This window comes from Rhizobium cerradonense, from assembly GCF_030182455.1.
Classification (GTDB): Bacteria; Pseudomonadota; Alphaproteobacteria; order Rhizobiales; family Rhizobiaceae; genus Rhizobium.
Map to the genome: position 1 here is coordinate 1 of NZ_JAQJCK010000035.1, position 22,224 is coordinate 22,224.

Genomic DNA, 22,224 nt, shown 5'->3' on the forward strand with positions numbered 1-22,224 from the left:
AAATCGGCGAAAACGCGATCCGCGAGCTGATGGCCCAGGTTGACGCCTACATCCCGACGCCAGAGCGTCCGATCGACCAGCCGTTCCTGATGCCGATCGAAGACGTGTTCTCGATCTCCGGCCGTGGTACGGTTGTGACGGGCCGCGTCGAGCGTGGTATCGTCAAGGTTGGTGAAGAAGTCGAAATCGTCGGCATTCGTCCGACGTCGAAGACGACGGTTACCGGCGTTGAAATGTTCCGCAAGCTGCTCGACCAGGGCCAGGCCGGCGACAACATCGGCGCGCTGGTCCGCGGTGTGAACCGTGACGGCGTCGAGCGTGGCCAGATCCTGTGCAAGCCGGGTTCTGTGAAGCCGCACAAGAAGTTCATGGCCGAAGCCTACATCCTGACGAAGGAAGAGGGTGGCCGTCATACGCCGTTCTTCACGAACTACCGTCCGCAGTTCTACTTCCGCACGACGGACGTGACGGGCATCGTGACGCTTCCGGAAGGCACGGAAATGGTTATGCCAGGCGACAACGTCACGGTTGCCGTTGAGCTGATCGTTCCGATCGCGATGGAAGAAAAGCTGCGCTTCGCTATCCGCGAAGGCGGCCGCACCGTCGGCGCCGGCATCGTCGCCTCCATCGTCGAGTAATCCCCGGATTATTCGTGGTTACGAAGGCCCCGCTGGAAACAGCGGGGCCTTTCGCATTTCGGCATGGAGGAGACTGAGTGGATCTGATCATTCTGACAGGCGCATCCGGCTCTGGAAAAACGGCAATCGCCGACGCCATCGCCGAGAGATGTCCGGACGAGTTCGCGATCTATCGGTTCGATAGCATCGGCGTGCCGACGGTGGATACGATGATCAGGGATCACGGTTCGCCGGAGGCCTGGCAGCGGGACAAGACCATCGAATGGATGGCGCGTCTTGCAAAAGTTGCGCAGAGTGGAAAGTCGGTCCTGTTCGAAGGGCAGATGCGGATTTCCTTCATCGCTGAAGCGGCCGCGGCGGCAAATGTCGATAGCTACAGGCTGCTGTTGGTCGATTGCAACGACACAACGAGGGCGCGGCGCTTGACGGTCGGAAGACGCCAGCCGGAGCTCGCGGATCAAAATATGATGGATTGGGCGGCCTATCTGCGCGGGGAGGCCGTTCAGCACGGTTGCGAGATCTTCGATACCAGCGAGCTTTCGCTCGATCAATGCGTTGCGCATGTGCTGGAGCATTTGCGAGAGCAGTCGAGGTGAAGCAATCCATCGACAGTCCCCGGCTGGTGACTTAGCTCCGCTCGGCTAGGGCGCAGCGCAGGACATCGGCAACGAAATCGCTTTTGCCGCCGGTATAGTGATCCCAATTGCCGTTCGCTTCGATGACCAGTCGTCGCTTCAATGCTGCATAATCCCTGGCCGCTTCTGGATGGGCACGAAGATAGTCGCGAAAGAGGATGCGGTCGCGGTGAGCGGGATTGTCGAGGAGGCATAGATAAAGACGAGTTCCGTAAGGTGTTTCGTCTTTGGTGAATATCCATCTGTCCGCGCCATACGGATCGCCATGGAAGGTATAACCGGCCTCCATCAAGCGTTCGGTCGCGAAGAGCCTGTCATCAGCCGTCGTCAGCACTGCGTCGATATCGAGCTTAGGCTTGGCACAGAGCCCGAGGATGGATGTACTGCCTATATGATGGATATCGGCGGGACGGCACAAGAAGGCGGCGATGGCCGTACGGCGGCGCAGGAAGAGAGTGGGCCAGCCCGGATCGTAGTCAACGAGCCTGATCGGCATGGCGCTCTTCAACCTTTCTTTGACGCCCCTGTCTCCAGCAGATCATTCATTTGTGACCGACTGAGGCAATCCGTCCCTGTCGACCGCCTTGCGGAACTGAGGAAAGGGTCTATCTATCGCTCGATTTTACCAGGAGGAGATTGCATGAAAAAGCGCATATTGTTCACGGGTGGCAGCGGCAAGGCCGGGCGTCATACCGTTCCCTGGCTGATCAATGCCGGCTATGAGGTCCACAATGTCGATCTGGTGCCGCTGGACAGCCCCGGCGTCACCAATTTGGTGGCCGATGTCACTGATGCGGGACAAGTCTACAACGTGCTGACCATGCATCGGGATTTCCCGGATCTCGATCAGGGGAAGGGCGTGCAGCCTTACGACGCCGTCGTGCATTTCGCTGCCATTCCGCGCATCCTGATCAAGCCTGATAACGAGACCTTCCGCATCAATACGATGAGCACCTACAATGTCATCGAAGCGGCGGCAAAGCTCGGCGTCAAGAAGATCATTGTCGCCTCCAGCGAAACGACTTATGGCGTTTGCTTTGCCGAGGGCCATCGCGATTTTCATCAGTTTCCGCTGGAGGAAGATTACGATGTCAATCCCATGGATTCCTACGGCCTCTCCAAGGTCCTGAACGAGAAGACGGCGCGCGCCTTCGCCGAGCGTTTCGGCATCGACGTCTATGCGCTGCGCATCGGCAACGTCATCGAGCCTTACGAATATGAGCGCTTCCCGGAATATTTCGCTGACACCGACATCCGTAAGCGCATAGCCTGGAGCTATATCGATGCCCGCGATCTCGGCCAGATCGTCCATCTCTGCATCGAAAAAGGCGGTCTCGGTTTTCAGGTCTTCAACGCGGCCAACGACACGGTATCGGCCAACACGCCGTCCCGGGAACTTGCCGCCAAATACTACCCGAACGTGCCCTTCACCCGCGAGATCGGCGAGTATGAAGGCCTGCTCTCCAACCGGAAGATTCGCGAAGTCCTGGGCTTCAAGGAAGAGCATAACTGGCGCCGTTATGTGAAGGTTTGAGGCTGCGCTGCCAAAAGAACTGAAAGCTGGGCGCCGTCGCGACGCCCGGCCGAAACCCTGCCAAGAGCAGGGATGCCTCTCCATTTGTTACGGAAGAAAACCAAAAATGCTTCCGCAAACACTCGACAAATATCTGGGTTGAAGTAAGTAGGCTTGCGTTTCGCGAGGCGTATCATGGAAATTGCAGTCGCTTTCCACGATACAGTCGGGATTCATTTTGGAATGAGCATCATATCGCCTACGAGCCGGCGGGATGTTCGGCAGCGTAATTTGCGTTGCAATAGAAAGCTATTCAACCGGCTGATCTCTTGAGGGTCAGCCGCTTCGGAGGGACTATGAACGACGGTGTTGCACGTATTTTTGTCGGCTTCGATTCCAAGGAAGTCGTCGCCTATCACGTTCTCGCACAAAGCATAATCGAGCGCTCTTCGATCCCGGTGGTGTTTTCGCCGATCGTTCTCAGCAATCTCGACGGCGTTTTCACGCGCGAGCGCAATCCGCTGCAATCGACCGAATTTTCCTTCTCCCGCTTTCTGGTTCCCTACCTCAGCGATTACGAGGGCTGGAGCATCTTCATGGATTGCGACATGCTCGCCCGCGCCGATATTGCCGAGCTCTGGAAGCTGCGCGACGACCGTTATGCCGCAATGTGCGTCAAGCACGACTACCAGCCGAAGATCGAGACGAAATTCCTCGGCCAGACCCAGACCAAATATGAAAAGAAGAATTGGTCGAGCATGATCCTCTTCAACAATGCCAAATGCCGGGCATTGACGAAGGATTACGTCAATACCGCCACGGGCCTGCAGCTTCACCAGTTTAAGTGGCTGGAGAGCGACGATCAGATCGGGGAGATCCCCGTGACCTGGAATTACCTCGTCAATGAATATGACTACCGGCCGGATGCGCAACTCGTGCATTTCACCGATGGCGGCCCGTATTTCGACGAATATCGCAACGACGACTACGCCGAGGAATGGTTCGCCATGCGTGATCGCATGCTGCACGTCCAGCAGAAGTGACGGGGCTGGATCAGAGCGTGACTTCCGAAACAGGAACCGGCAAGATTGGCTTTCCGGCTGCAGGGGCCGCCGCAGGTTTGACGACCGCCGAAGAATGGCGGTCCATACTGGCGGCCTTCTCCCATATCGTTCTTGTCGCAAACAGCGATGCGGTCGATATCGCCAGCCTTCAGGCGCAGTTTCCGTCCACAGCGCTCTTCATCTTCTTCAATAAGGTCTACAAGGTCCTGGATCGTCCGTTCCACGGCCATTCGCTACTGATTTCGCGCGGACAGCCGCGCGGCGCCAACATCGTCTATCGGGGCGAGGTGGGCGATGTCGTCAAGTTCTTCCCGAAGGACTATTTCCTCGGGATCATGAACATCCGCCTCGGGCCCGAGGAAAAACTGAATCCGGCCGCCGATTTCCAGGGCGCGCCGACCGGCCATCTCGATCTCGTCGGCTTCTGCGGCGATTTCTACACGGAGGCCAAGACGCCGACCAGCGGCTTTGCCATGGCGCTTTGGCTGAGCGACTTGAAATTGCCCGGCGCCATCGTGCTTGCCGGCTTCTCGGCCAAGCGCAGCGAAAAATGGAGGGTGGTGTCGGTTCACGACTGGACCTTCGAGCAGACTTTCCTGCGCCTCTTCGCCCGCTTGGGGAAGATCACCATCCATGGCGGGGTATCGCTAAATCCCTACATCAGGCTCGCCGAGCGCTTCTCTGAGGTTCCCCCGGCCGAAATCGCGCTGGCTGCGGCAGAGGTACTCTCCGAGCGGCTCGGCAATGCTGACGCCGAAGTGGACAAGCTGATCTCCTTGACCAATGTGATTCGCTCGACAGACAATTTCCTGCGTCGTCTCAAACCGAAATTCCTCAAACGGAAGCCCAAGGGAACGCCGGGGGAGCCGAAGGAAGGCTGAGAAGCGCCGGCGCGATGCATTCGGGAGGCGCTGCGAAGCCCGCAATCCCTGTGGTCGGCGGTCTCGTCAATTGCCCGGGGCGCTCGAAGCTGCGGACTCTCTTGGGAAAAAACAAAAAACGCACTTGCCAATCGTTTCGTCCCGTCTTAAAGGAGCGCCATGTTTTCGGAAGGCGCTGGCAGGCAACCGCACGGCGCGGATGATCGAAGCATAAAGGGGTATAGCTCAGTTGGTAGAGCGGCGGTCTCCAAAACCGCAGGTCGTAGGTTCGAGCCCTGCTGCCCCTGCCATTTTCCTTGATTTGACTGGCGCGTCGGTTTCGCTGCTTCTTGGGTTAGGGATTATGCCGGAATGGCAGGCAAATTTTCGAAGGCACCGAATTCCCTCTTGTTAAATTGGGAATCGATGTTTATGTAGGGTTCAACAGACACGCGGTGCGTGGGGCTGATATGTTCAGCTTTACGCGCCGTAATTGCGTGGGCAGTCAATGGCATCCAAAACGAATCCACTTGCGTTTCTGCAGCAGGTCCGCTCCGAGACGTCGAAAATCACTTGGCCGTCCCGCCGCGAGACGATGATCTCGACGGTGATGGTGCTTGTCATGGTCATTTTCGCTTCGTTGTTTTTCTTTGCTGCTGACCAGCTCATAGGCTGGATTCTCGGCTACGTGCTGAATACCGGCAATTGATATCGGGTGGAGATGAACATGGCGGCACGTTGGTACATCGTCCACGCTTATTCTAATTTCGAAAAGAAGGTGGCTGAATCCATCGAGGAGAAGGCCAAGCAGAAGGGTCTCGATCATCTGTTCGAGAAGATCCTTGTGCCGACCGAGAAGGTGGTTGAAGTGCGCCGCGGCCGTAAGGTTGACAGCGAGCGCAAGTTCTTCCCGGGTTACGTGCTGGTGCGCGCCAATCTGACGGATGAAGCCTATCACCTGATCAAGAATACGCCGAAGGTCACTGGCTTTCTCGGCTCCGACAATAAGCCCGTTCCGATTCCGGATTATGAAGCCGAGCGCATTCTCGGTCAGGTCCAGGAAGGTGTCGAGCGGCCGAAGGCTTCTGTATCCTTCGAGATTGGTGAGCAGGTCCGCGTTTCCGACGGCCCGTTCGCATCGTTCAACGGCACGGTTCAGGATGTGGACGAGGAGCGTTCGCGCCTGAAGGTGGAAGTGTCGATCTTCGGCCGCGCTACGCCGGTCGAGCTGGAATACAGTCAGGTCGAGAAGGTCTGATCTTCGTTTGAGTTTGGATGCAAGCAAGTGTTTGCTTGCATCTCGCGGCCATGCCGCAATCCGCGTGGAAGGGCAGGGGTCTTAGCCGGACCTTTTGATCCGCACCACGCAACCGCAGCCGCCGGAGCGATCTGGCATAGTAGACTGGGCAACCGGTCGTGTAGAAAGGCAGAGAGAAATGGCTAAGAAAGTTGCAGGCCAGCTCAAGCTGCAGGTTAAGGCCGGCTCGGCGAATCCGTCGCCGCCGATCGGTCCTGCGCTTGGTCAGCGTGGCATTAACATCATGGAATTCTGCAAGGCGTTCAATGCCGCCACGCAGGAAATGGAAAAGGGTATGCCGATCCCGGTCGTCATCACCTACTACCAGGACAAGTCCTTCACCTTCGCAATGAAGCAGCCGCCGGTCAGCTACTTCCTCAAGAAGGAAGCGAAGATCCAGTCCGGCTCGAAGACCCCGGGCAAGGGTGCCAAGGCTGGCACGCTCACCAAGGCTCAGGTCAAGTCGATTGCCGAAGCCAAGATGAAGGATCTGAACGCCGCCGATATCGAAGGCGCAATGGCCATGATCGAGGGCTCCGCCCGCGCCATGGGCCTGGAAGTGGTAGGTTAAGACCATGGTTGCAAAGCGTATTCAGAAGATCCGCGAAGGCGTTGATCCCACCAAGCTCTATGCTCTGACCCAGGCTATCGGCATGGTCAAGGAGCGGGCCGTCGCCAAGTTCGACGAAACCGTCGAAATCGCCATGAACCTCGGCGTTGACCCGCGTCACGCTGACCAGATGGTCCGCGGCGTCGTCAACCTGCCGAACGGCACCGGCCGTACGGTTCGCGTTGCCGTTTTCGCTCGTGGCGCCAAGGCTGACGAAGCCAAGGCTGCCGGTGCTGACGTCGTTGGCGCGGAAGACCTGGTTGAAATCGTTCAGGGCGGCAAGATCGACTTCGATCGTTGCATCGCTACCCCGGACATGATGCCGCTCGTCGGCCGTCTCGGTAAGGTTCTCGGCCCGCGCGGCATGATGCCGAACCCGAAGGTCGGCACCGTCACCATGGACGTCAAGGGTGCTGTCGAAGCCTCCAAGGGCGGCGCAGTCGAGTTCCGCGTCGAGAAGGCTGGTATCGTCCATGCCGGTATCGGCAAGGCCTCCTTCGATGCCAAGGCTCTGGAAGAAAACATCCGTGCCTTCGCTGACGCCGTTATCAAGGCGAAGCCGGCCGGTGCAAAGGGCAACTACGTCAAGCGCGTAGCCATCTCTTCGACCATGGGTCCGGGCGTCAAGATCGAGCCGTCGACGGTTACGGCGCCGAGCGCCTAATGGTTCTGTCGGGCCTGCTGCCCGGCATTTAAGAATTCTTGGCCCTTCGGGGCCGGGATATCCGGAGAAATCCGGAATTCCTGTCCGAGATTGCAGGTGGTTGAGACCTTAATCACTTTGCCTGCATGAGACGGGTAAGACCCGAATTTTGAAGAAGTTCTGCTTCGATAAACTCGGTTCGAGCCTTGGATGCCTTGTGCCTTGGAGCCTTAGGGCTCGAGCGCGAGGGGACAGGATCCTCAAGCGTCGCTTGGGATCTCTTAGCTGATCCCAGGAGGCAAAAGGCAACCCGGCAGGTCCGTTTATCGCGGTCCTGTCAACTGGAGAAAAGCAGTGGAAAGAGCGGAAAAACGCGAATTCGTCACGGAACTGAACGAAGTCTTCAAGGCTTCGGGCTCGGTTGTCGTGGCCCACTATGCTGGTGCCACAGTCGCACAGATGAACGATTTTCGTTCCAAGATGCGCGCTGCTGGCGGCACCGTCAAAGTCGCGAAGAACCGCCTGGCCAAGATTGCTCTTCAGGGCACGGATGCGGAAGGGATTTCCAATCTCTTCACCGGTCAGACGCTGATCGCATACAGCACTGATCCGATTACCGCTCCGAAGGTCGTCGTGGATTTCGCCAAGACCAACGATAAGATCGTTGTTCTGGGCGGCGCCATGGGAACAACCACGCTCAACCCCGAAGGTGTTAAGTCGCTCGCGACCCTGCCTTCGCTGGACGAGCTGCGTGCGAAGCTGCTGGGCATGATCCAGACGCCGGCTACCCGCATCGCAGGTGTGGTTGCAGCACCGGCAAGCCAGCTTGCTCGCGTGTTCTCGGCCTACGCCAAGAAGGACGAAGCCGCGTAAGGCGGTTTTTCGCTGTTCATAATCAACCAGTTCGAACCGAACAAAAGGAACTACAAAAATGGCTGATCTCGCAAAGATCGTTGAAGACCTCTCCTCGCTGACCGTTCTCGAAGCCGCAGAACTGTCCAAGCTTCTCGAAGAAAAGTGGGGCGTTTCCGCCGCTGCTCCGGTAGCTGTTGCTGCCGTTGCCGGTGGTGCTGGTGGCGCTGCTGCTGCTGTTGAAGAAGAAAAGACCGAGTTCGACGTCATCCTCGCGGATGCCGGCGCGAACAAGATCAACGTCATCAAGGAAGTCCGCGCCATCACCGGTCTCGGCCTCAAGGAAGCCAAGGACCTCGTCGAGGCTGCTCCGAAGGCTGTCAAGGAAGGCGTTTCCAAGGCTGAAGCCGCTGACATCAAGAAGAAGCTCGAAGACGCTGGCGCAAAGGCCGACGTCAAGTAAGCTTGAAACTGCTTTGGGAGGTGGCATTTTGCCGCCTCCCATTTGCCGTTTTTCTGAACAAATTACCCAAAAGCCGCGGCTAAAACGGCTTTTGGGTAATGGGTTCTTCAAGAGGATGGTCTGAGACTGAACCGCGACGCAATCCGTGCCGAGCGGTTTTCGGTCAGTTAGACGAGATTGAACTACTCATTGATTGATGGGATCGCCTGGCCAGCGGTTCCCATCCGTTGCAGGCCCGGGTGCAGGATTTTAAAGGAGCGACGATGGCTCAGACCCTTTCGTTCAACGGTCGCAGGCGCGTACGCAAGTTTTTTGGTAAGATTCCCGAAGTCGCAGAGATGCCGAACCTCATCGAGGTTCAGAAGGCGTCCTACGATCAGTTCCTCATGGTCGAAGAGCCCAAGGGCGGCCGCCCTGACGAGGGTCTCCAGGCCGTTTTCAAGTCGGTTTTCCCGATCACCGATTTCTCCGGCGCTTCCATGCTGGAGTTCGTGTCCTATGAGTTCGAACCGCCGAAGTTCGACGTCGACGAGTGCCGCCAGCGCGACCTGACCTATGCCGCGCCGCTGAAGGTCACTCTCCGTCTGATCGTGTTCGATATCGATGAGGACACCGGCGCGAAGTCCATCAAGGACATCAAGGAACAGAGCGTTTACATGGGCGACATGCCGCTCATGACGAACAACGGTACCTTCATCGTGAACGGCACCGAACGCGTTATCGTGTCCCAGATGCACCGTTCGCCGGGCGTCTTCTTCGACCACGACAAGGGCAAGAGCCACTCCTCCGGCAAGCTGCTCTTCGCTGCTCGCGTCATTCCGTATCGCGGCTCCTGGCTCGACATCGAATTCGACGCCAAGGACATCGTGTACGCCCGTATCGACCGCCGCCGCAAGATTCCGGTGACGTCGCTTCTGATGGCGCTCGGCATGGACGGCGAAGAAATCCTGTCGACGTTCTACACCAAGTCGCTCTACCAGCGCGACGGCCAGGGCTGGCGTATTCCGTTCAAGGCGGAAACGCTGAAGGGCGCCAAGACCGTTTCCGACATGATCGATGCCGATACCGGCGAAGTCGTTGTCGAAGGCGGCAAGAAGCTGACCCCGCGCCTGCTGCGCCAGTTGCAGGAAAAGGGCCTCAAGGCTTTGAAGGCCACCGACGAAGAGCTGTACGGCCTCTTCCTGGCGGAGGACATCGTCAACTTCCAGACCGGTGAGATCTATCTCGAAGCCGGTGACGAAATCGACGAGAAGACACTGCCGATCATCCTCAAGGCCGGTTTCGACGAAATCCCGGTTCTCGGCATCGACCATATCAATGTCGGCGCCTACATCCGCAACACGCTGTCCGCCGACAAGAACGAGAACCGTCAGGACGCTCTGTTCGACATCTACCGCGTCATGCGTCCGGGTGAACCGCCGACCATGGAATCGGCCGAAGCCATGTTCAACTCGCTGTTCTTCGATGCGGAGCGCTACGATCTCTCCGCCGTCGGCCGCGTGAAGATGAATATGCGTCTCGACCTTGACGTCGAAGACACCGTTCGTATCCTGCGCAAGGACGACATCCTGGCCGTGGTCAAGATGCTGGTCGAACTGCGCGACGGCAAGGGCGAAATCGACGACATCGACAACCTCGGCAACCGCCGCGTTCGCTCGGTCGGCGAGCTGATGGAAAACCAGTACCGTCTCGGCCTGCTGCGCATGGAGCGCGCGATCAAGGAACGCATGTCCTCGATCGAAATCGACACGGTCATGCCGCAGGACCTGATCAACGCGAAGCCGGCCGCTGCTGCCGTTCGCGAATTCTTCGGCTCCTCGCAGCTCTCGCAGTTCATGGACCAGGTGAACCCGCTCTCGGAAATCACCCACAAGCGCCGTCTTTCGGCTCTTGGCCCGGGCGGTCTGACCCGCGAGCGCGCCGGCTTCGAAGTCCGCGACGTGCATCCGACCCACTACGGTCGTATTTGCCCGATCGAAACGCCGGAAGGTCCGAACATCGGTCTCATCAACTCGCTGGCAACCTTTGCCCGCGTCAACAAGTACGGCTTCATCGAAAGCCCCTACCGCCGCATCATCGACGGTAAGGTGACCAACGACGTGCTCTACCTTTCCGCCATGGAAGAGGCGAAGTACTACGTTGCTCAGGCCAACGCCGAACTCGACGCCGACGGCTCCTTCATCGAGGAATTCGTCGTTTGCCGTCATGCTGGCGAAGTTATGCTCGCTCCGCGCGACAACATCAACCTGATGGACGTCTCGCCGAAGCAGCTTGTTTCGGTCGCTGCCGCTTTGATCCCGTTCTTGGAAAACGACGACGCCAACCGCGCTCTCATGGGCTCGAACATGCAGCGTCAGGCCGTGCCGCTTCTGCGCGCCGAAGCCCCGTTCGTCGGCACCGGCATGGAGCCGGTTGTCGCCCGTGACTCAGGCGCTGCTATCGGTGCCCGCCGCGGCGGCGTGGTCGACCAGGTCGACGCAACGCGTATCGTTATCCGCGCTACCGAAGACCTCGATCCGTCGAAGTCCGGCGTCGATATCTACCGCCTGATGAAGTTCCAGCGTTCGAACCAGAACACCTGCGTCAACCAGCGTCCGCTGGTCACCGTTGGTGACGTGGTCAACAAGGGCGACATCCTGGCCGACGGTCCGTCGACCGACCTCGGCGATCTGGCGCTCGGCCGTAACGTGCTCGTCGCGTTCATGCCGTGGAACGGCTACAACTACGAAGACTCGATCCTGCTCTCCGAGCGTATCGTTGCCGACGACGTGTTCACCTCCATTCACATCGAAGAATTCGAAGTGATGGCGCGCGACACCAAGCTCGGTCCGGAAGAAATCACCCGCGATATTCCGAACGTTTCGGAAGAAGCGCTGAAGAACCTGGACGAAGCCGGCATCGTTTACATCGGCGCTGAAGTTCAGCCGGGCGATATCCTCGTCGGCAAGATCACACCGAAGGGCGAAAGCCCGATGACGCCGGAAGAAAAGCTTCTGCGCGCCATCTTCGGTGAAAAGGCGTCCGACGTTCGCGACACCTCCATGCGCATGCCGCCCGGCACCTACGGTACGGTCGTCGAAGTTCGCGTCTTCAACCGCCACGGCGTTGAGAAGGACGAACGCGCCATGGCGATCGAGCGCGAAGAGATCGAACGTCTCGCGAAGGACCGCGACGACGAGCAGGCGATCCTCGACCGTAACGTCTACGGCCGCCTGATCGAAATGCTCCGTGGCCAGGTAGCGCTTGCCGGTCCGAAGAGCTTCAAGAAGGGCACGGAACTGTCCAACGCCGTCGTCTCCGAATATCCGCGCTCGCAGTGGTGGATGTTCGCCGTCGAGGACGAAAAGGTTCAGGGCGAGCTCGAAGCTCTGCGTGGCCAGTACGACGAATCCAAGTCGCGCCTCGAACAGCGCTTCATGGACAAGGTCGAGAAGGTCCAGCGCGGCGATGAAATGCCTCCGGGCGTCATGAAGATGGTCAAGGTCTTCGTCGCTGTGAAGCGCAAGATTCAGCCGGGCGACAAGATGGCCGGCCGTCATGGCAACAAGGGTGTCGTATCGCGTATCGTGCCGGTCGAAGACATGCCGTTCCTCGAAGACGGCACGCATGTCGACATCGTGCTCAATCCGCTCGGCGTGCCGTCGCGCATGAACGTCGGTCAGATCCTTGAGACGCACCTCGGCTGGGCGTGCGCCGGCATGGGTCGTCAGATCGGCGAGCTGATCGAAGCCTATAAGGCAAGCGGCAACATCGAGCCTCTGCGCCAGACGATCGACATGGTCGTCGGCGACGGTCCGAAGAGCGACGACGTTCACGAGTATGACGACGCGTCGGTTCTGCGTCTGGCTGATCAGTGGAAGCGTGGCGTGTCCATCGCGACCCCGGTCTTCGACGGCGCCGGCGAAGTCGATGTCAACGAGATGCTCGCAATGGCAGGTCTGAAGCAGACCGGTCAGTCGACGCTCTATGACGGTCGTACCGGCGAACAGTTCGACCGCCAGGTCACGGTTGGCTACATCTACATGCTGAAGCTGAACCACTTGGTCGACGACAAGATCCACGCCCGCTCGATCGGCCCGTACTCGCTCGTCACCCAGCAGCCGCTGGGCGGTAAGGCGCAGTTCGGCGGTCAGCGCTTCGGCGAAATGGAAGTCTGGGCGCTCGAAGCTTACGGTGCAGCCTACACGCTGCAGGAAATGCTCACGGTCAAGTCGGACGACGTGGCCGGCCGCACCAAGGTCTACGAAGCCATCGTCCGTGGCGACGACACCTTCGAAGCGGGCATTCCGGAGAGCTTCAACGTTCTCGTCAAGGAAATGCGGTCGCTGGGCCTCAGCGTCGAATTGGAAAACTCCAAGGTCGACGATCTGCAGGCAGCGGGCCAGCTTCCGGACGCAGCCGAGTAATAGCCGATAGGGTGCGCGCTGTCCGTCAGCGCGCACCGTTCCCGCCGGCGCCCGAATTCGTGTGGCGCTAGGCAGGGACGATTTCGCCGCATTCTGCGGTTATTGTCGTTTTAAGGCGTCAGTCCGGTTCCCGGGAATTTGCCGGCACTGATTGCAATTCGAGGGCGTTTCGCCCCTAAAGGAGACAGGCATGAACCAAGAGGTCATGAATCTTTTCAATCCGCAGGTGCCTGCACAGAATTTCGATTCCATCCGGATTTCGATCGCATCGCCGGAGAAGATTCTTTCCTGGTCTTATGGTGAGATCAAGAAGCCGGAGACGATCAACTATCGTACGTTCAAGCCGGAACGCGATGGTCTCTTCTGCGCGCGAATCTTTGGGCCGATCAAGGATTACGAGTGCCTGTGCGGCAAGTACAAGCGCATGAAGTACAAGGGCATCATCTGCGAAAAGTGCGGCGTCGAAGTAACGCTGTCGCGCGTTCGCCGTGAGCGCATGGGCCATATCGAGCTCGCCGCTCCCGTTGCCCACATCTGGTTCCTGAAGTCGCTGCCGAGCCGCATTTCCACGCTGCTCGACATGACGCTGAAGGATGTCGAGCGCGTTCTCTATTTCGAAAACTACATCGTCACCGAGCCGGGCCTGACCGCGCTCAAGGAGCATCAGCTCCTGACGGAAGAAGAGTACATGCTCGCCGTCGACGAATATGGCGAAGACCAGTTCACCGCCATGATCGGCGCTGAAGCGATCTACGAGATGCTGGCCAGCATGAATCTCGAAAAGATCGCCGGCGACCTGCGCTCTGAGCTTGCCGACACCACGTCGGATCTCAAGCAGAAGAAGCTGATGAAGCGCCTGAAGATCGTCGAGAACTTCATGGAATCCGGCAACCGTCCGGAATGGATGATCATGAAGGTCGTCCCGGTCATCCCGCCGGATCTGCGTCCGCTGGTGCCGCTCGACGGCGGCCGTTTCGCAACGTCGGATCTGAACGATCTGTACCGCCGCGTCATCAACCGTAACAATCGTCTGAAGCGCCTGATCGAACTGCGCGCTCCGGGCATCATCATCCGCAACGAAAAGCGCATGCTGCAGGAATCTGTCGATGCGCTGTTCGACAACGGCCGTCGCGGTCGCGTCATCACCGGCGCCAACAAGCGTCCGCTGAAGTCGCTGTCCGACATGCTGAAGGGCAAGCAGGGCCGCTTCCGTCAGAACCTCCTCGGCAAGCGCGTCGACTATTCCGGCCGTTCGGTCATCGTGACCGGTCCGGAGCTGAAGCTGCATCAGTGCGGCCTGCCGAAGAAGATGGCGCTCGAACTGTTCAAGCCGTTCATCTACGCCCGTCTCGACGCGAAGGGTTATTCCTCGACCGTCAAGCAGGCCAAGAAGCTGGTTGAAAAGGAAAAGCCGGAAGTTTGGGATATCCTCGACGAGGTCATCCGCGAGCATCCGGTTCTCCTGAACCGCGCGCCGACGCTGCACCGCCTGGGCATCCAGGCCTTCGAACCCATGCTGGTTGAAGGCAAGGCGATCCAGTTGCACCCGCTCGTCTGCACGGCCTTCAACGCCGACTTCGACGGTGACCAGATGGCCGTTCACGTGCCGCTGTCTCTCGAAGCCCAGCTCGAAGCCCGCGTGCTGATGATGTCGACCAACAACATCCTTCATCCGGCAAACGGCGCGCCGATCATCGTTCCGTCGCAGGACATGGTTCTCGGTCTCTATTATCTCTCGATCCTGAACCAGAACGAGCCGGGCGAAGGCATGGCCTTCTCCGATCTCGGCGAGCTGCATCACGCCCTGGAAAACAAGGTCGTGACGCTGCACTCCAAGATCCGCGGCCGCTTCAAGTCGATCGACGAAGAGGGTAAGCCCTATTCGAAGATCTATGAAACGACCCCTGGCCGCCTGCTGATCGGCGAACTGCTGCCGAAGCACGGCAAGGTGACCTTCGACATCTGCAACCAGGAAATGACCAAGAAGAACATCTCCAAGATGATCGACACGGTCTACCGTCACTGCGGCCAGAAGGACACGGTCATTTTCTGCGACCGCATCATGCAGCTCGGCTTTGCCCATGCCTGCCGCGCTGGCATTTCGTTCGGCAAGGACGACATGGTCATCCCGAACACCAAGGCGAAGATCGTCGGCGATACCGAAGCGCTCGTGAAGGAATACGAGCAGCAGTACAATGACGGTCTGATCACCCAGGGCGAAAAGTACAACAAGGTCGTCGACGCCTGGGGCAAGGCCACGGAAAAGGTCGCCGAAGAAATGATGGCCCGCATTAAGGCCGTCGAATTCGATGAGAAGACCGGTCGTCAGAAGCCGATGAACTCGATCTACATGATGAGCCATTCGGGCGCCCGCGGTTCTCCGAACCAGATGCGCCAGTTGGGCGGCATGCGCGGCCTCATGGCCAAGCCGTCGGGCGAAATCATCGAGACGCCGATCATCTCGAACTTCAAGGAAGGCCTGACCGTTAACGAGTACTTCAACTCGACGCACGGTGCCCGTAAGGGTCTGGCAGACACCGCCTTGAAGACCGCGAACTCCGGCTACCTGACCCGCCGTCTCGTCGACGTCGCGCAGGATTGCATCGTGACGCACGTCGATTGCGGCACCGAAACTGGCCTCACCATGACTGCCATCGTCGATGCCGGTCAGGTCGTTGCCTCGCTCGGCGCCCGCATCCTCGGCCGTACGGCGCTGGATGATATCGATCATCCGGTCACGGGTGAGCGCATCGTCGACGCCGGCAAGATGATCCTCGAGCCGGATGTCATCGAGATCGAAAAGGCTGGTATCCAGTCGATCCGCATCCGTTCGGCGCTGACCTGCGAAATCCAGACGGGGGTCTGCTCTGTCTGCTACGGCCGCGACCTTGCTCGCGGTACGCCGGTCAACATCGGTGAAGCTGTCGGCGTTATCGCCGCTCAGTCGATCGGTGAGCCGGGCACGCAGCTCACCATGCGTACCTTCCACTTGGGCGGCACGGCTACCGTGGTCGACCAGTCGTTCCTGGAAGCCTCGTATGAAGGCACGGTTCAGATCAAGAACCGCAACATGCTGCGCAACTCCGAAGGCAACCTGGTTGCCATGGGCCGCAACATGACGGTTCAGATCTTGGATGAACGCGGCGTTGAACGCTCTTCGCAGCGCGTTGCCTACGGCTCCAAGCTCTATGTCGACGACGGCGACAAGGTGAAGCGCGGTCAGCGTCTCGCAGAATGGGATCCGTATACCCGTCCGATGATGACGGAAGTGGCCGGTACGGTTCACTTCGAAGATGTCGTCGACGGCCTCTCGGTTCTCGAAGCGACCGACGAGTCGACCGGCATCACCAAGCGTCAGGTTATCGACTGGCGTTCGACACCGCGCGGTTCGGATCTGAAGCCGGCGATCGTCGTCAAGGACGCCAGCGGCAATGTCGCCAAGCTGTCGCGTGGCGGTGAAGCCCGCTTCCTGCTCTCGGTTGACGCGATCCTGTCCGTCGAGCCGGGCACGAAGGTGTCGCAGGGCGACGTTCTTGCTCGTTCGCCGCTGGAAAGCGCCAAGACCAAGGACATCACCGGTGGTCTGCCGCGCGTTGCCGAACTGTTCGAAGCCCGTCGTCCGAAGGACCACGCCATCATCGCAGAGATCGATGGTACGATCCGCCTCGGCCGCGACTACAAGAACAAGCGTCGTGTCATCATCGAGCCGGCAGAAGACGGTGTCGAGCCGGTCGAATACCTGATCCCGAAGGGCAAGCCCTTCCACCTTCAGGAAGGCGACTATATCGAAAAGGGTGACTACATCCTCGACGGTAACCCGGCTCCGCACGATATCCTGGCGATCAAGGGCGTGGAGGCTCTGGCTTCCTACCTCGTCAACGAAATCCAGGAAGTCTACCGCCTCCAGGGCGTTGTCATTAACGACAAGCACATCGAAGTGATTGTCCGTCAGATGCTGCAGAAGGTGGAAATCACCGACGCAGGCGACAGCCAGTACATCGTCGGCGACAATGTCGACCGTATCGAACTGGAAGACGCCAACGACCGCCTGATCGAAGAAGGCAAGAAGCCCGCTTACGGCGATCCGGTTCTGCTCGGCATCACCAAGGCGTCGCTGCAGACGCCGTCCTTCATCTCCGCCGCATCCTTCCAGGAAACGACGAAGGTGCTGACGGAAGCTGCGATCGCTGGCAAGACCGATGGTCTGCAGGGCCTGAAGGAAAACGTCATCGTCGGCCGTCTCATCCCGGCCGGTACCGGTGGCACCATGACGCAGATCCGCCGCATCGCGACGGCTCGCGACGAGCTGATCCTGGAAGAGCGCCGCAAGGGCACGGGTGCCGCCGTCGCCACGCCGATGCTGCAGGACATGGCCAACGAGAACGCCCCGGCCGCTGAATAAGCGGCTGGAGTTCGAACAAAATCAAAACCGCCCGGAGCGATCCGGGCGGTTTCTTTTTGCATCTATGTTGTGAAGAGCCGGCGAGGGCGGGACAGCAGGGTCCCGTCTAGCGGAAGCGGATGATCGCCACTTCCCCTTCCAGTGCTCCCTGATAGGCCGAGGCATGAGGCTCCTCATCCGGCACGTCGGTCAGCATGCCGATCTGATCGAGATCAGCCTCGATGAAGCCTTCCTCCGCAAGGGCGTTCAGCGCTTCGCGCACGGCGGTGTCGTCATCCGGCGCCTTCAGCATGACATGCAGATCGACACCTTCGCCGCCGTCGGTTTCATATCCCTTGCCGATGATGATGAAGACCATGGGGCCGTCGAAATTGTTGTCGTTGTCTGGCGCAGTGATCATAAGTCTTCCTTCGGTGGTATCGATTCGGCCGAGCGATTCTCTGAGTTGCTCTTTGCCGTCCGGTGAAATTGTCTTTCTGTGATTCCTTATAGGGATTTTAACGAAATACCCAAGTCCATCTTGCGGAAGCGATGCCATTTCGTCATCTGAGGCGTCAAATGGCTGGTTTGGCCCGTCTTTTCAGGGTTTGTGACAAAGATAATTCTTAACCGGCCTTGACGAACCTGCGGGAAACCAGTAGTACCGCCGCCATCAGGACCCATGTGAGGCATGGCTGTTCGGAGCGACGCGCTCTGGAGTTCACCTCAAACAAGGTTCTAAACGCACGTTGAAGACACGAATGCTGCACGCAAGACGCAATTTAATGCGTCCTCTGCTTTTTTGTGGTCCATCTGCGAAAGCGGATCGGGCCACGTTTTGCGCATTGAGGCGAACGTGTGTCGTTGCCGGAGACGGCGAGAGTTAAGCCCGCAAGGGTGTCGAGACAGATTTACAAGGGATGGTTGAATGCCTACCGTAAACCAGCTAATCCGCAAGCCTCGCCAGGCGCAGGTAAAGCGTAATAAGGTTCCCGCTCTTCAGGAGAACCCGCAGAAGCGTGGTGTTTGCACCCGCGTCTACACGACGACGCCGAAGAAGCCGAACTCGGCTCTGCGTAAGGTCGCAAAGATCCGCCTGACCAACGGCTTCGAAGTCATTGGTTACATCCCGGGTGAAGGTCACAACCTTCAGGAGCACTCTGTCGTCATGATCCGTGGCGGCCGCGTGAAGGACCTTCCGGGTGTTCGCTACCACATCATCCGCGGCGTTCTCGATACCCAGGGTGTCAAGAACCGCAAGCAGCGCCGTTCCAAGTACGGTGCAAAGCGTCCGAAGTAATTCGGTTTCAGATAATCCGGCGCTGCGCGAGGTTCTCCGCGTTGTAAAGCGCCGCTAACAGTTGAGAGACGAGAAGTATGTCCCGACGTCACAGAGCAGAAAAGCGCGAGATCAATCCGGACCCGAAGTTCGGAGATCTGGTCGTCACGAAGTTCATGAATGCCATCATGCTGGACGGCAAGAAGTCCGTAGCTGAAAACATCGTATACGGCGCATTCGACGCCGTGCAGGGCAAGGCAAAGCAGGAGCCGCTCGGCGTGTTCCATCAGGCTTTGGATAACATCGCTCCGCACGTTGAAGTCCGTTCGCGCCGCGTTGGTGGTGCTACGTATCAGGTTCCGGTCGATGTTCGTCCCGAGCGTCGTCAGGCTCTTGCCATTCGCTGGCTGATCGCTGCTGCCCGTAAGCGCAACGAAACCACCATGGTCGACCGTCTCTGCGGCGAACTTCTTGATGCCTCCAATAACCGCGGCTCTGCCGTCAAGAAGCGCGAAGACACGCACAAGATGGCTGATGCCAACCGTGCGTTCTCGCATTATCGCTGGTAATCCCGAACGGTTTCCGAAAGGCAGTCCACTATGGCTCGCGAATATAAAATCGAAGACTACCGCAATTTCGGTATCATGGCGCACATCGACGCCGGCAAGACCACGACCACCGAGCGTATTCTTTACTACACCGGCAAGTCGCACAAGATCGGCGAAGTTCACGACGGCGCAGCCACCATGGACTGGATGGAGCAGGAGCAGGAGCGTGGCATCACGATCACCTCTGCTGCCACCACGACCTTCTGGAAGGGCCGTGACGGCAAGATGCGCCGCTTCAACATCATCGACACCCCTGGCCACGTCGACTTCACCATCGAAGTCGAGCGTTCGCTGCGCGTTCTCGACGGCGCCATCGCGCTGCTCGACGCTAACGCAGGTGTTGAGCCGCAGACGGAAACCGTCTGGCGTCAGGCTGAGAAGTATCATGTTCCGCGCATGATCTTCTGCAACAAGATGGACAAGACCGGTGCTGACTTCTATCGCTCGGTCGAGATGATCAAGTCCCGCCTCGGCGCGACCGCTGTCGTCATGCAGCTCCCGATCGGCGCTGAAAGCGACTTCAAGGGCGTTATCGACCTGATCGAGATGAACGCCCTCATCTGGCGCGACGAGTCGCTCGGCGCACAGTGGGACGTTGTCGAAATCCCGGAAGACATGAAGGCCAAGGCTGAAGAATATCGCGAAAAGCTGATCGAGACGGTTGTCGAGATCGACGAAGCTGCGACCGAAGCCTACCTCGAAGGCAATCTGCCGGACAACGACCAGATCCGTGCGCTCGTCCGTCGCGGCACGATCGACGTCAAGTTCCATCCGATGTTCTGCGGCACCGCCTTCAAGAACAAGGGCGTTCAGCCGTTGCTCGACGCCGTCGTCGATTACCTGCCGTCTCCGATCGACATTCCGGCGATCAAGGGCATTGATGTCAAGACGGAAGCTGAAATCCACCGTCATGCTGACGACGCTGAGCCGCTGTCCATGCTGGCGTTCAAGATCATGAACGACCCCTTCGTCGGTTCGCTGACCTTCGCCCGCATCTACTCCGGCAAGCTCGAAAAGGGCGCGTCGGTCATGAACACGGTCAAGGATAAGCGCGAGCGCGTCGGCCGCATGCTGCAGATGCACTCCAACTCGCGTGAAGACATCGAAGAAGCCTTCGCTGGCGATATCGTTGCTCTGGCCGGCCTCAAGGAAACCACCACTGGCGATACGCTCTGCGATCCGCTGAAGCCGGTTATCCTCGAGCGCATGGAATTCCCGGAGCCCGTCATCCAGATCGCGATCGAGCCGAAGACCAAGGGCGACCAGGAAAAGATGGGCCTCGCGCTCAACCGCCTGGCTGCCGAAGATCCGTCCTTCCGTGTGAAGACCGACCAGGAATCGGGCCAGACGATCATTGCCGGCATGGGTGAACTTCACCTCGACATCATCGTCGACCGCATGCGTCGTGAATTCAAGGTTGAAGCCACCGTCGGCGCGCCGCAGGTTGCTTACCGCGAAACCATCACGCGTCAGACCGAAAAAGACTACACCCACAAGAAGCAGTCGGGTGGTACCGGTCAGTTCGCTCGCGTGAAGATCGTGTTCGAACCGAACCCGGAAGGCGACGATTTCAAGTTCGAGTCCAAGATCGTCGGTGGTGCTGTTCCGAAGGAATACATCCCGGGCGTCCAGAAGGGCATCGAAAGCGTCCTGTCTTCGGGTCCGCTGGCTGGCTTCCCGATGCTCGGCGTCAAGGCGACGCTCATCGACGGTGCCTTCCACGACGTCGACTCGTCGGTTCTAGCCTTCGAAATCGCTGCACGTGCCTGCTTCCGTGAAGCAGCTCGCGAAGCTGGCGCCCAGCTCCTCGAGCCGATGATGAAGGTCGAAGTCGTGACGCCGGAAGATTACGTCGGCGACGTCATCGGCGACCTGAACTCGCGTCGTGGCCAGATCCAGGGTCAGGAAAGCCGCGGTATCGCCGTTGTCATCAACGCGAACGTCCCGCTGGCAAACATGTTCAAGTACGTCGACAACCTGCGCTCGATGTCTCAGGGCCGTGCGCAGTACACCATGACCTTCGATCATTATTCGCCGGTCCCGTCGAACGTCGCACAGGAAATCCAGGCAAAGTATTCCGGTCAGAAGTGACCGGAATACCAATTGACCGATAACAAGAATTGATCCCCTCGGGGACAGGAAAAACGGAGAGCCGAAAATGGCAAAGAGTAAGTTTGAGCGCAATAAGCCGCACGTTAACATCGGCACGATCGGCCACGTTGACCACGGCAAGACGTCTCTGACGGCAGCGATCACGAAGTTCTTCGGTGAGTTCAAGGCGTATGACCAGATCGACGCGGCACCGGAAGAAAAGGCGCGTGGTATCACGATCTCGACGGCACACGTTGAATATGAAACGGCTGCTCGTCACTATGCGCACGTCGACTGCCCCGGCCACGCTGACTATGTGAAGAACATGATCACGGGTGCTGCGCAGATGGACGGCGCGATCCTGGTTTGCTCGGCTGCCGACGGCCCGATGCCGCAGACGCGCGAGCACATCCTGCTCGCCCGCCAGGTTGGCGTTCCGGCGATCGTAGTGTTCCTGAACAAGGTCGACCAGGTTGACGACGCCGAGCTTCTGGAGCTCGTCGAGCTTGAAGTTCGTGAACTGCTGTCGTCCTACGACTTCCCGGGCGACGACATTCCGGTTGTCAAGGGTTCGGCGCTTGCTGCCCTGGAAGACAGCAACAAGGAAATCGGCGAAAACGCGATCCGCGAGCTGATGGCCCAGGTTGACGCCTACATCCCGACGCCAGAGCGTCCGATCGACCAGCCGTTCCTGATGCCGATCGAAGACGTGTTCTCGATCTCCGGCCGTGGTACGGTTGTGACGGGCCGCGTCGAGCGTGGTATCGTCAAGGTTGGTGAAGAAGTCGAAATCGTCGGCATTCGTCCGACGTCGAAGACGACGGTTACCGGCGTTGAAATGTTCCGCAAGCTGCTCGACCAGGGCCAGGCCGGCGACAACATCG

General features: G+C 58.8%; 19 protein-coding genes and 1 tRNA gene. 18 read left to right on the top strand and 2 right to left on the bottom strand.

Translation table 11 applies throughout. From position 1 onward, the window contains the following. The coding region (locus PH547_RS32210; protein ID WP_285167069.1) for an EF-Tu C-terminal domain-related protein at positions 1 to 638 on the top strand (638 nt) is incomplete at its 5' end. 77 nt (positions 639 to 715) lie between these two features. Next, positions 716 to 1,234, top strand: coding sequence for a P-loop nucleotide/nucleoside kinase family protein (locus PH547_RS32215; protein ID WP_104822772.1), 519 nt, complete (start codon positions 716 to 718; stop codon positions 1,232 to 1,234). A gap of 31 nt (positions 1,235 to 1,265) precedes the next feature. On the opposite strand, the gene PH547_RS32220 is transcribed toward PH547_RS32215, so the two are convergent. Continuing rightward, entirely contained in the window at positions 1,266 to 1,769 is a 504-nt protein-coding gene (locus PH547_RS32220) for a GrpB family protein (protein WP_104822773.1), read from the bottom strand. 144 nt (positions 1,770 to 1,913) lie between these two features. Here PH547_RS32220 and PH547_RS32225 point away from each other — a divergent pair, with 144 nt between their 5' ends. The 12 genes from PH547_RS32225 to rpoC all read left to right on the top strand — a co-directional run bounded on the left by PH547_RS32225 (position 1,914) and on the right by rpoC (position 17,383). Further along, positions 1,914 to 2,807, top strand: coding sequence for an NAD-dependent epimerase/dehydratase family protein (locus PH547_RS32225; RefSeq protein WP_104822774.1), 894 nt, complete (start codon positions 1,914 to 1,916; stop codon positions 2,805 to 2,807). 335 nt (positions 2,808 to 3,142) lie between these two features. Further along, entirely contained in the window at positions 3,143 to 3,829 is a 687-nt protein-coding gene (locus PH547_RS32230) for a glycosyltransferase family protein (protein WP_104822775.1), read from the top strand. 44 nt (positions 3,830 to 3,873) lie between these two features. Beyond that, positions 3,874 to 4,731 carry a 3-deoxy-manno-octulosonate cytidylyltransferase gene (locus PH547_RS32235; protein WP_199773568.1) on the top strand — a complete coding sequence of 286 codons (858 nt, stop codon included), beginning with the start codon at positions 3,874 to 3,876 and terminating at the stop codon, positions 4,729 to 4,731. A gap of 214 nt (positions 4,732 to 4,945) precedes the next feature. Then, positions 4,946 to 5,021 (top strand) — tRNA-Trp (locus PH547_RS32240). 197 nt (positions 5,022 to 5,218) lie between these two features. Next, entirely contained in the window at positions 5,219 to 5,419 is a 201-nt protein-coding gene (gene secE / locus PH547_RS32245) for a preprotein translocase subunit SecE (protein WP_028755225.1), read from the top strand. Between the two features lie 18 nt (positions 5,420 to 5,437). Beyond that, the gene (gene nusG / locus PH547_RS32250) at positions 5,438 to 5,968 is read left to right on the top strand and encodes a transcription termination/antitermination protein NusG (RefSeq protein ID WP_028755226.1); all 531 of its coding nucleotides are present in this window, start codon (positions 5,438 to 5,440) and stop codon (positions 5,966 to 5,968) included. Positions 5,969 to 6,146: 178 nt separating this feature from the next. Beyond that, positions 6,147 to 6,578: a 50S ribosomal protein L11 gene (rplK, locus tag PH547_RS32255; protein WP_104822776.1), complete on the top strand. Its 432-nt coding sequence runs from the start codon at positions 6,147 to 6,149 to the stop codon at positions 6,576 to 6,578. Positions 6,579 to 6,582: 4 nt separating this feature from the next. After that, complete coding sequence (rplA, locus tag PH547_RS32260; RefSeq protein WP_104822777.1) at positions 6,583 to 7,281, top strand: 50S ribosomal protein L1; 699 nt, start codon at positions 6,583 to 6,585, stop codon at positions 7,279 to 7,281. Between the two features lie 333 nt (positions 7,282 to 7,614). Beyond that, positions 7,615 to 8,133 carry a 50S ribosomal protein L10 gene (gene rplJ, locus PH547_RS32265; RefSeq protein WP_104822778.1) on the top strand — a complete coding sequence of 173 codons (519 nt, stop codon included), beginning with the start codon at positions 7,615 to 7,617 and terminating at the stop codon, positions 8,131 to 8,133. A 58-nt stretch (positions 8,134 to 8,191) separates the two neighbouring features. Further along, positions 8,192 to 8,575 (top strand): 50S ribosomal protein L7/L12, encoded by a 384-nt coding sequence (rplL, locus tag PH547_RS32270; protein ID WP_104822779.1) that lies wholly within the window; start codon positions 8,192 to 8,194, stop codon positions 8,573 to 8,575. A gap of 263 nt (positions 8,576 to 8,838) precedes the next feature. Then, on the top strand, positions 8,839 to 12,981 hold the full coding sequence (gene rpoB, locus PH547_RS32275; RefSeq protein WP_104822780.1) for a DNA-directed RNA polymerase subunit beta: 4,143 nt from the start codon (positions 8,839 to 8,841) through the stop codon (positions 12,979 to 12,981). Between the two features lie 190 nt (positions 12,982 to 13,171). Further along, the gene (gene rpoC / locus PH547_RS32280) at positions 13,172 to 17,383 is read left to right on the top strand and encodes a DNA-directed RNA polymerase subunit beta' (protein ID WP_104822781.1); all 4,212 of its coding nucleotides are present in this window, start codon (positions 13,172 to 13,174) and stop codon (positions 17,381 to 17,383) included. A 106-nt stretch (positions 17,384 to 17,489) separates the two neighbouring features. Here rpoC and PH547_RS32285 read toward each other — a convergent pair whose 3' ends face one another. Beyond that, a complete protein-coding gene (locus tag PH547_RS32285; protein WP_104822782.1) occupies positions 17,490 to 17,783 on the bottom strand; it encodes a transcriptional regulator in 294 nt (97 codons plus the stop codon). Between the two features lie 507 nt (positions 17,784 to 18,290). Between PH547_RS32285 and rpsL the strand changes: the two genes are divergently transcribed. From rpsL to PH547_RS32305, 4 genes are all read left to right on the top strand, one after another. Further along, positions 18,291 to 18,662 carry a 30S ribosomal protein S12 gene (gene rpsL, locus PH547_RS32290; RefSeq protein ID WP_003507760.1) on the top strand — a complete coding sequence of 124 codons (372 nt, stop codon included), beginning with the start codon at positions 18,291 to 18,293 and terminating at the stop codon, positions 18,660 to 18,662. A 77-nt stretch (positions 18,663 to 18,739) separates the two neighbouring features. Continuing rightward, complete coding sequence (rpsG, locus tag PH547_RS32295; RefSeq protein WP_028755233.1) at positions 18,740 to 19,210, top strand: 30S ribosomal protein S7; 471 nt, start codon at positions 18,740 to 18,742, stop codon at positions 19,208 to 19,210. Positions 19,211 to 19,240: 30 nt separating this feature from the next. After that, positions 19,241 to 21,340 (top strand): elongation factor G, encoded by a 2,100-nt coding sequence (gene fusA / locus PH547_RS32300; protein WP_104822783.1) that lies wholly within the window; start codon positions 19,241 to 19,243, stop codon positions 21,338 to 21,340. A gap of 67 nt (positions 21,341 to 21,407) precedes the next feature. Continuing rightward, positions 21,408 to 22,224 (top strand): elongation factor Tu (locus PH547_RS32305; protein ID WP_285168197.1); only part of this gene is annotated, 817 nt, incomplete at its 3' end.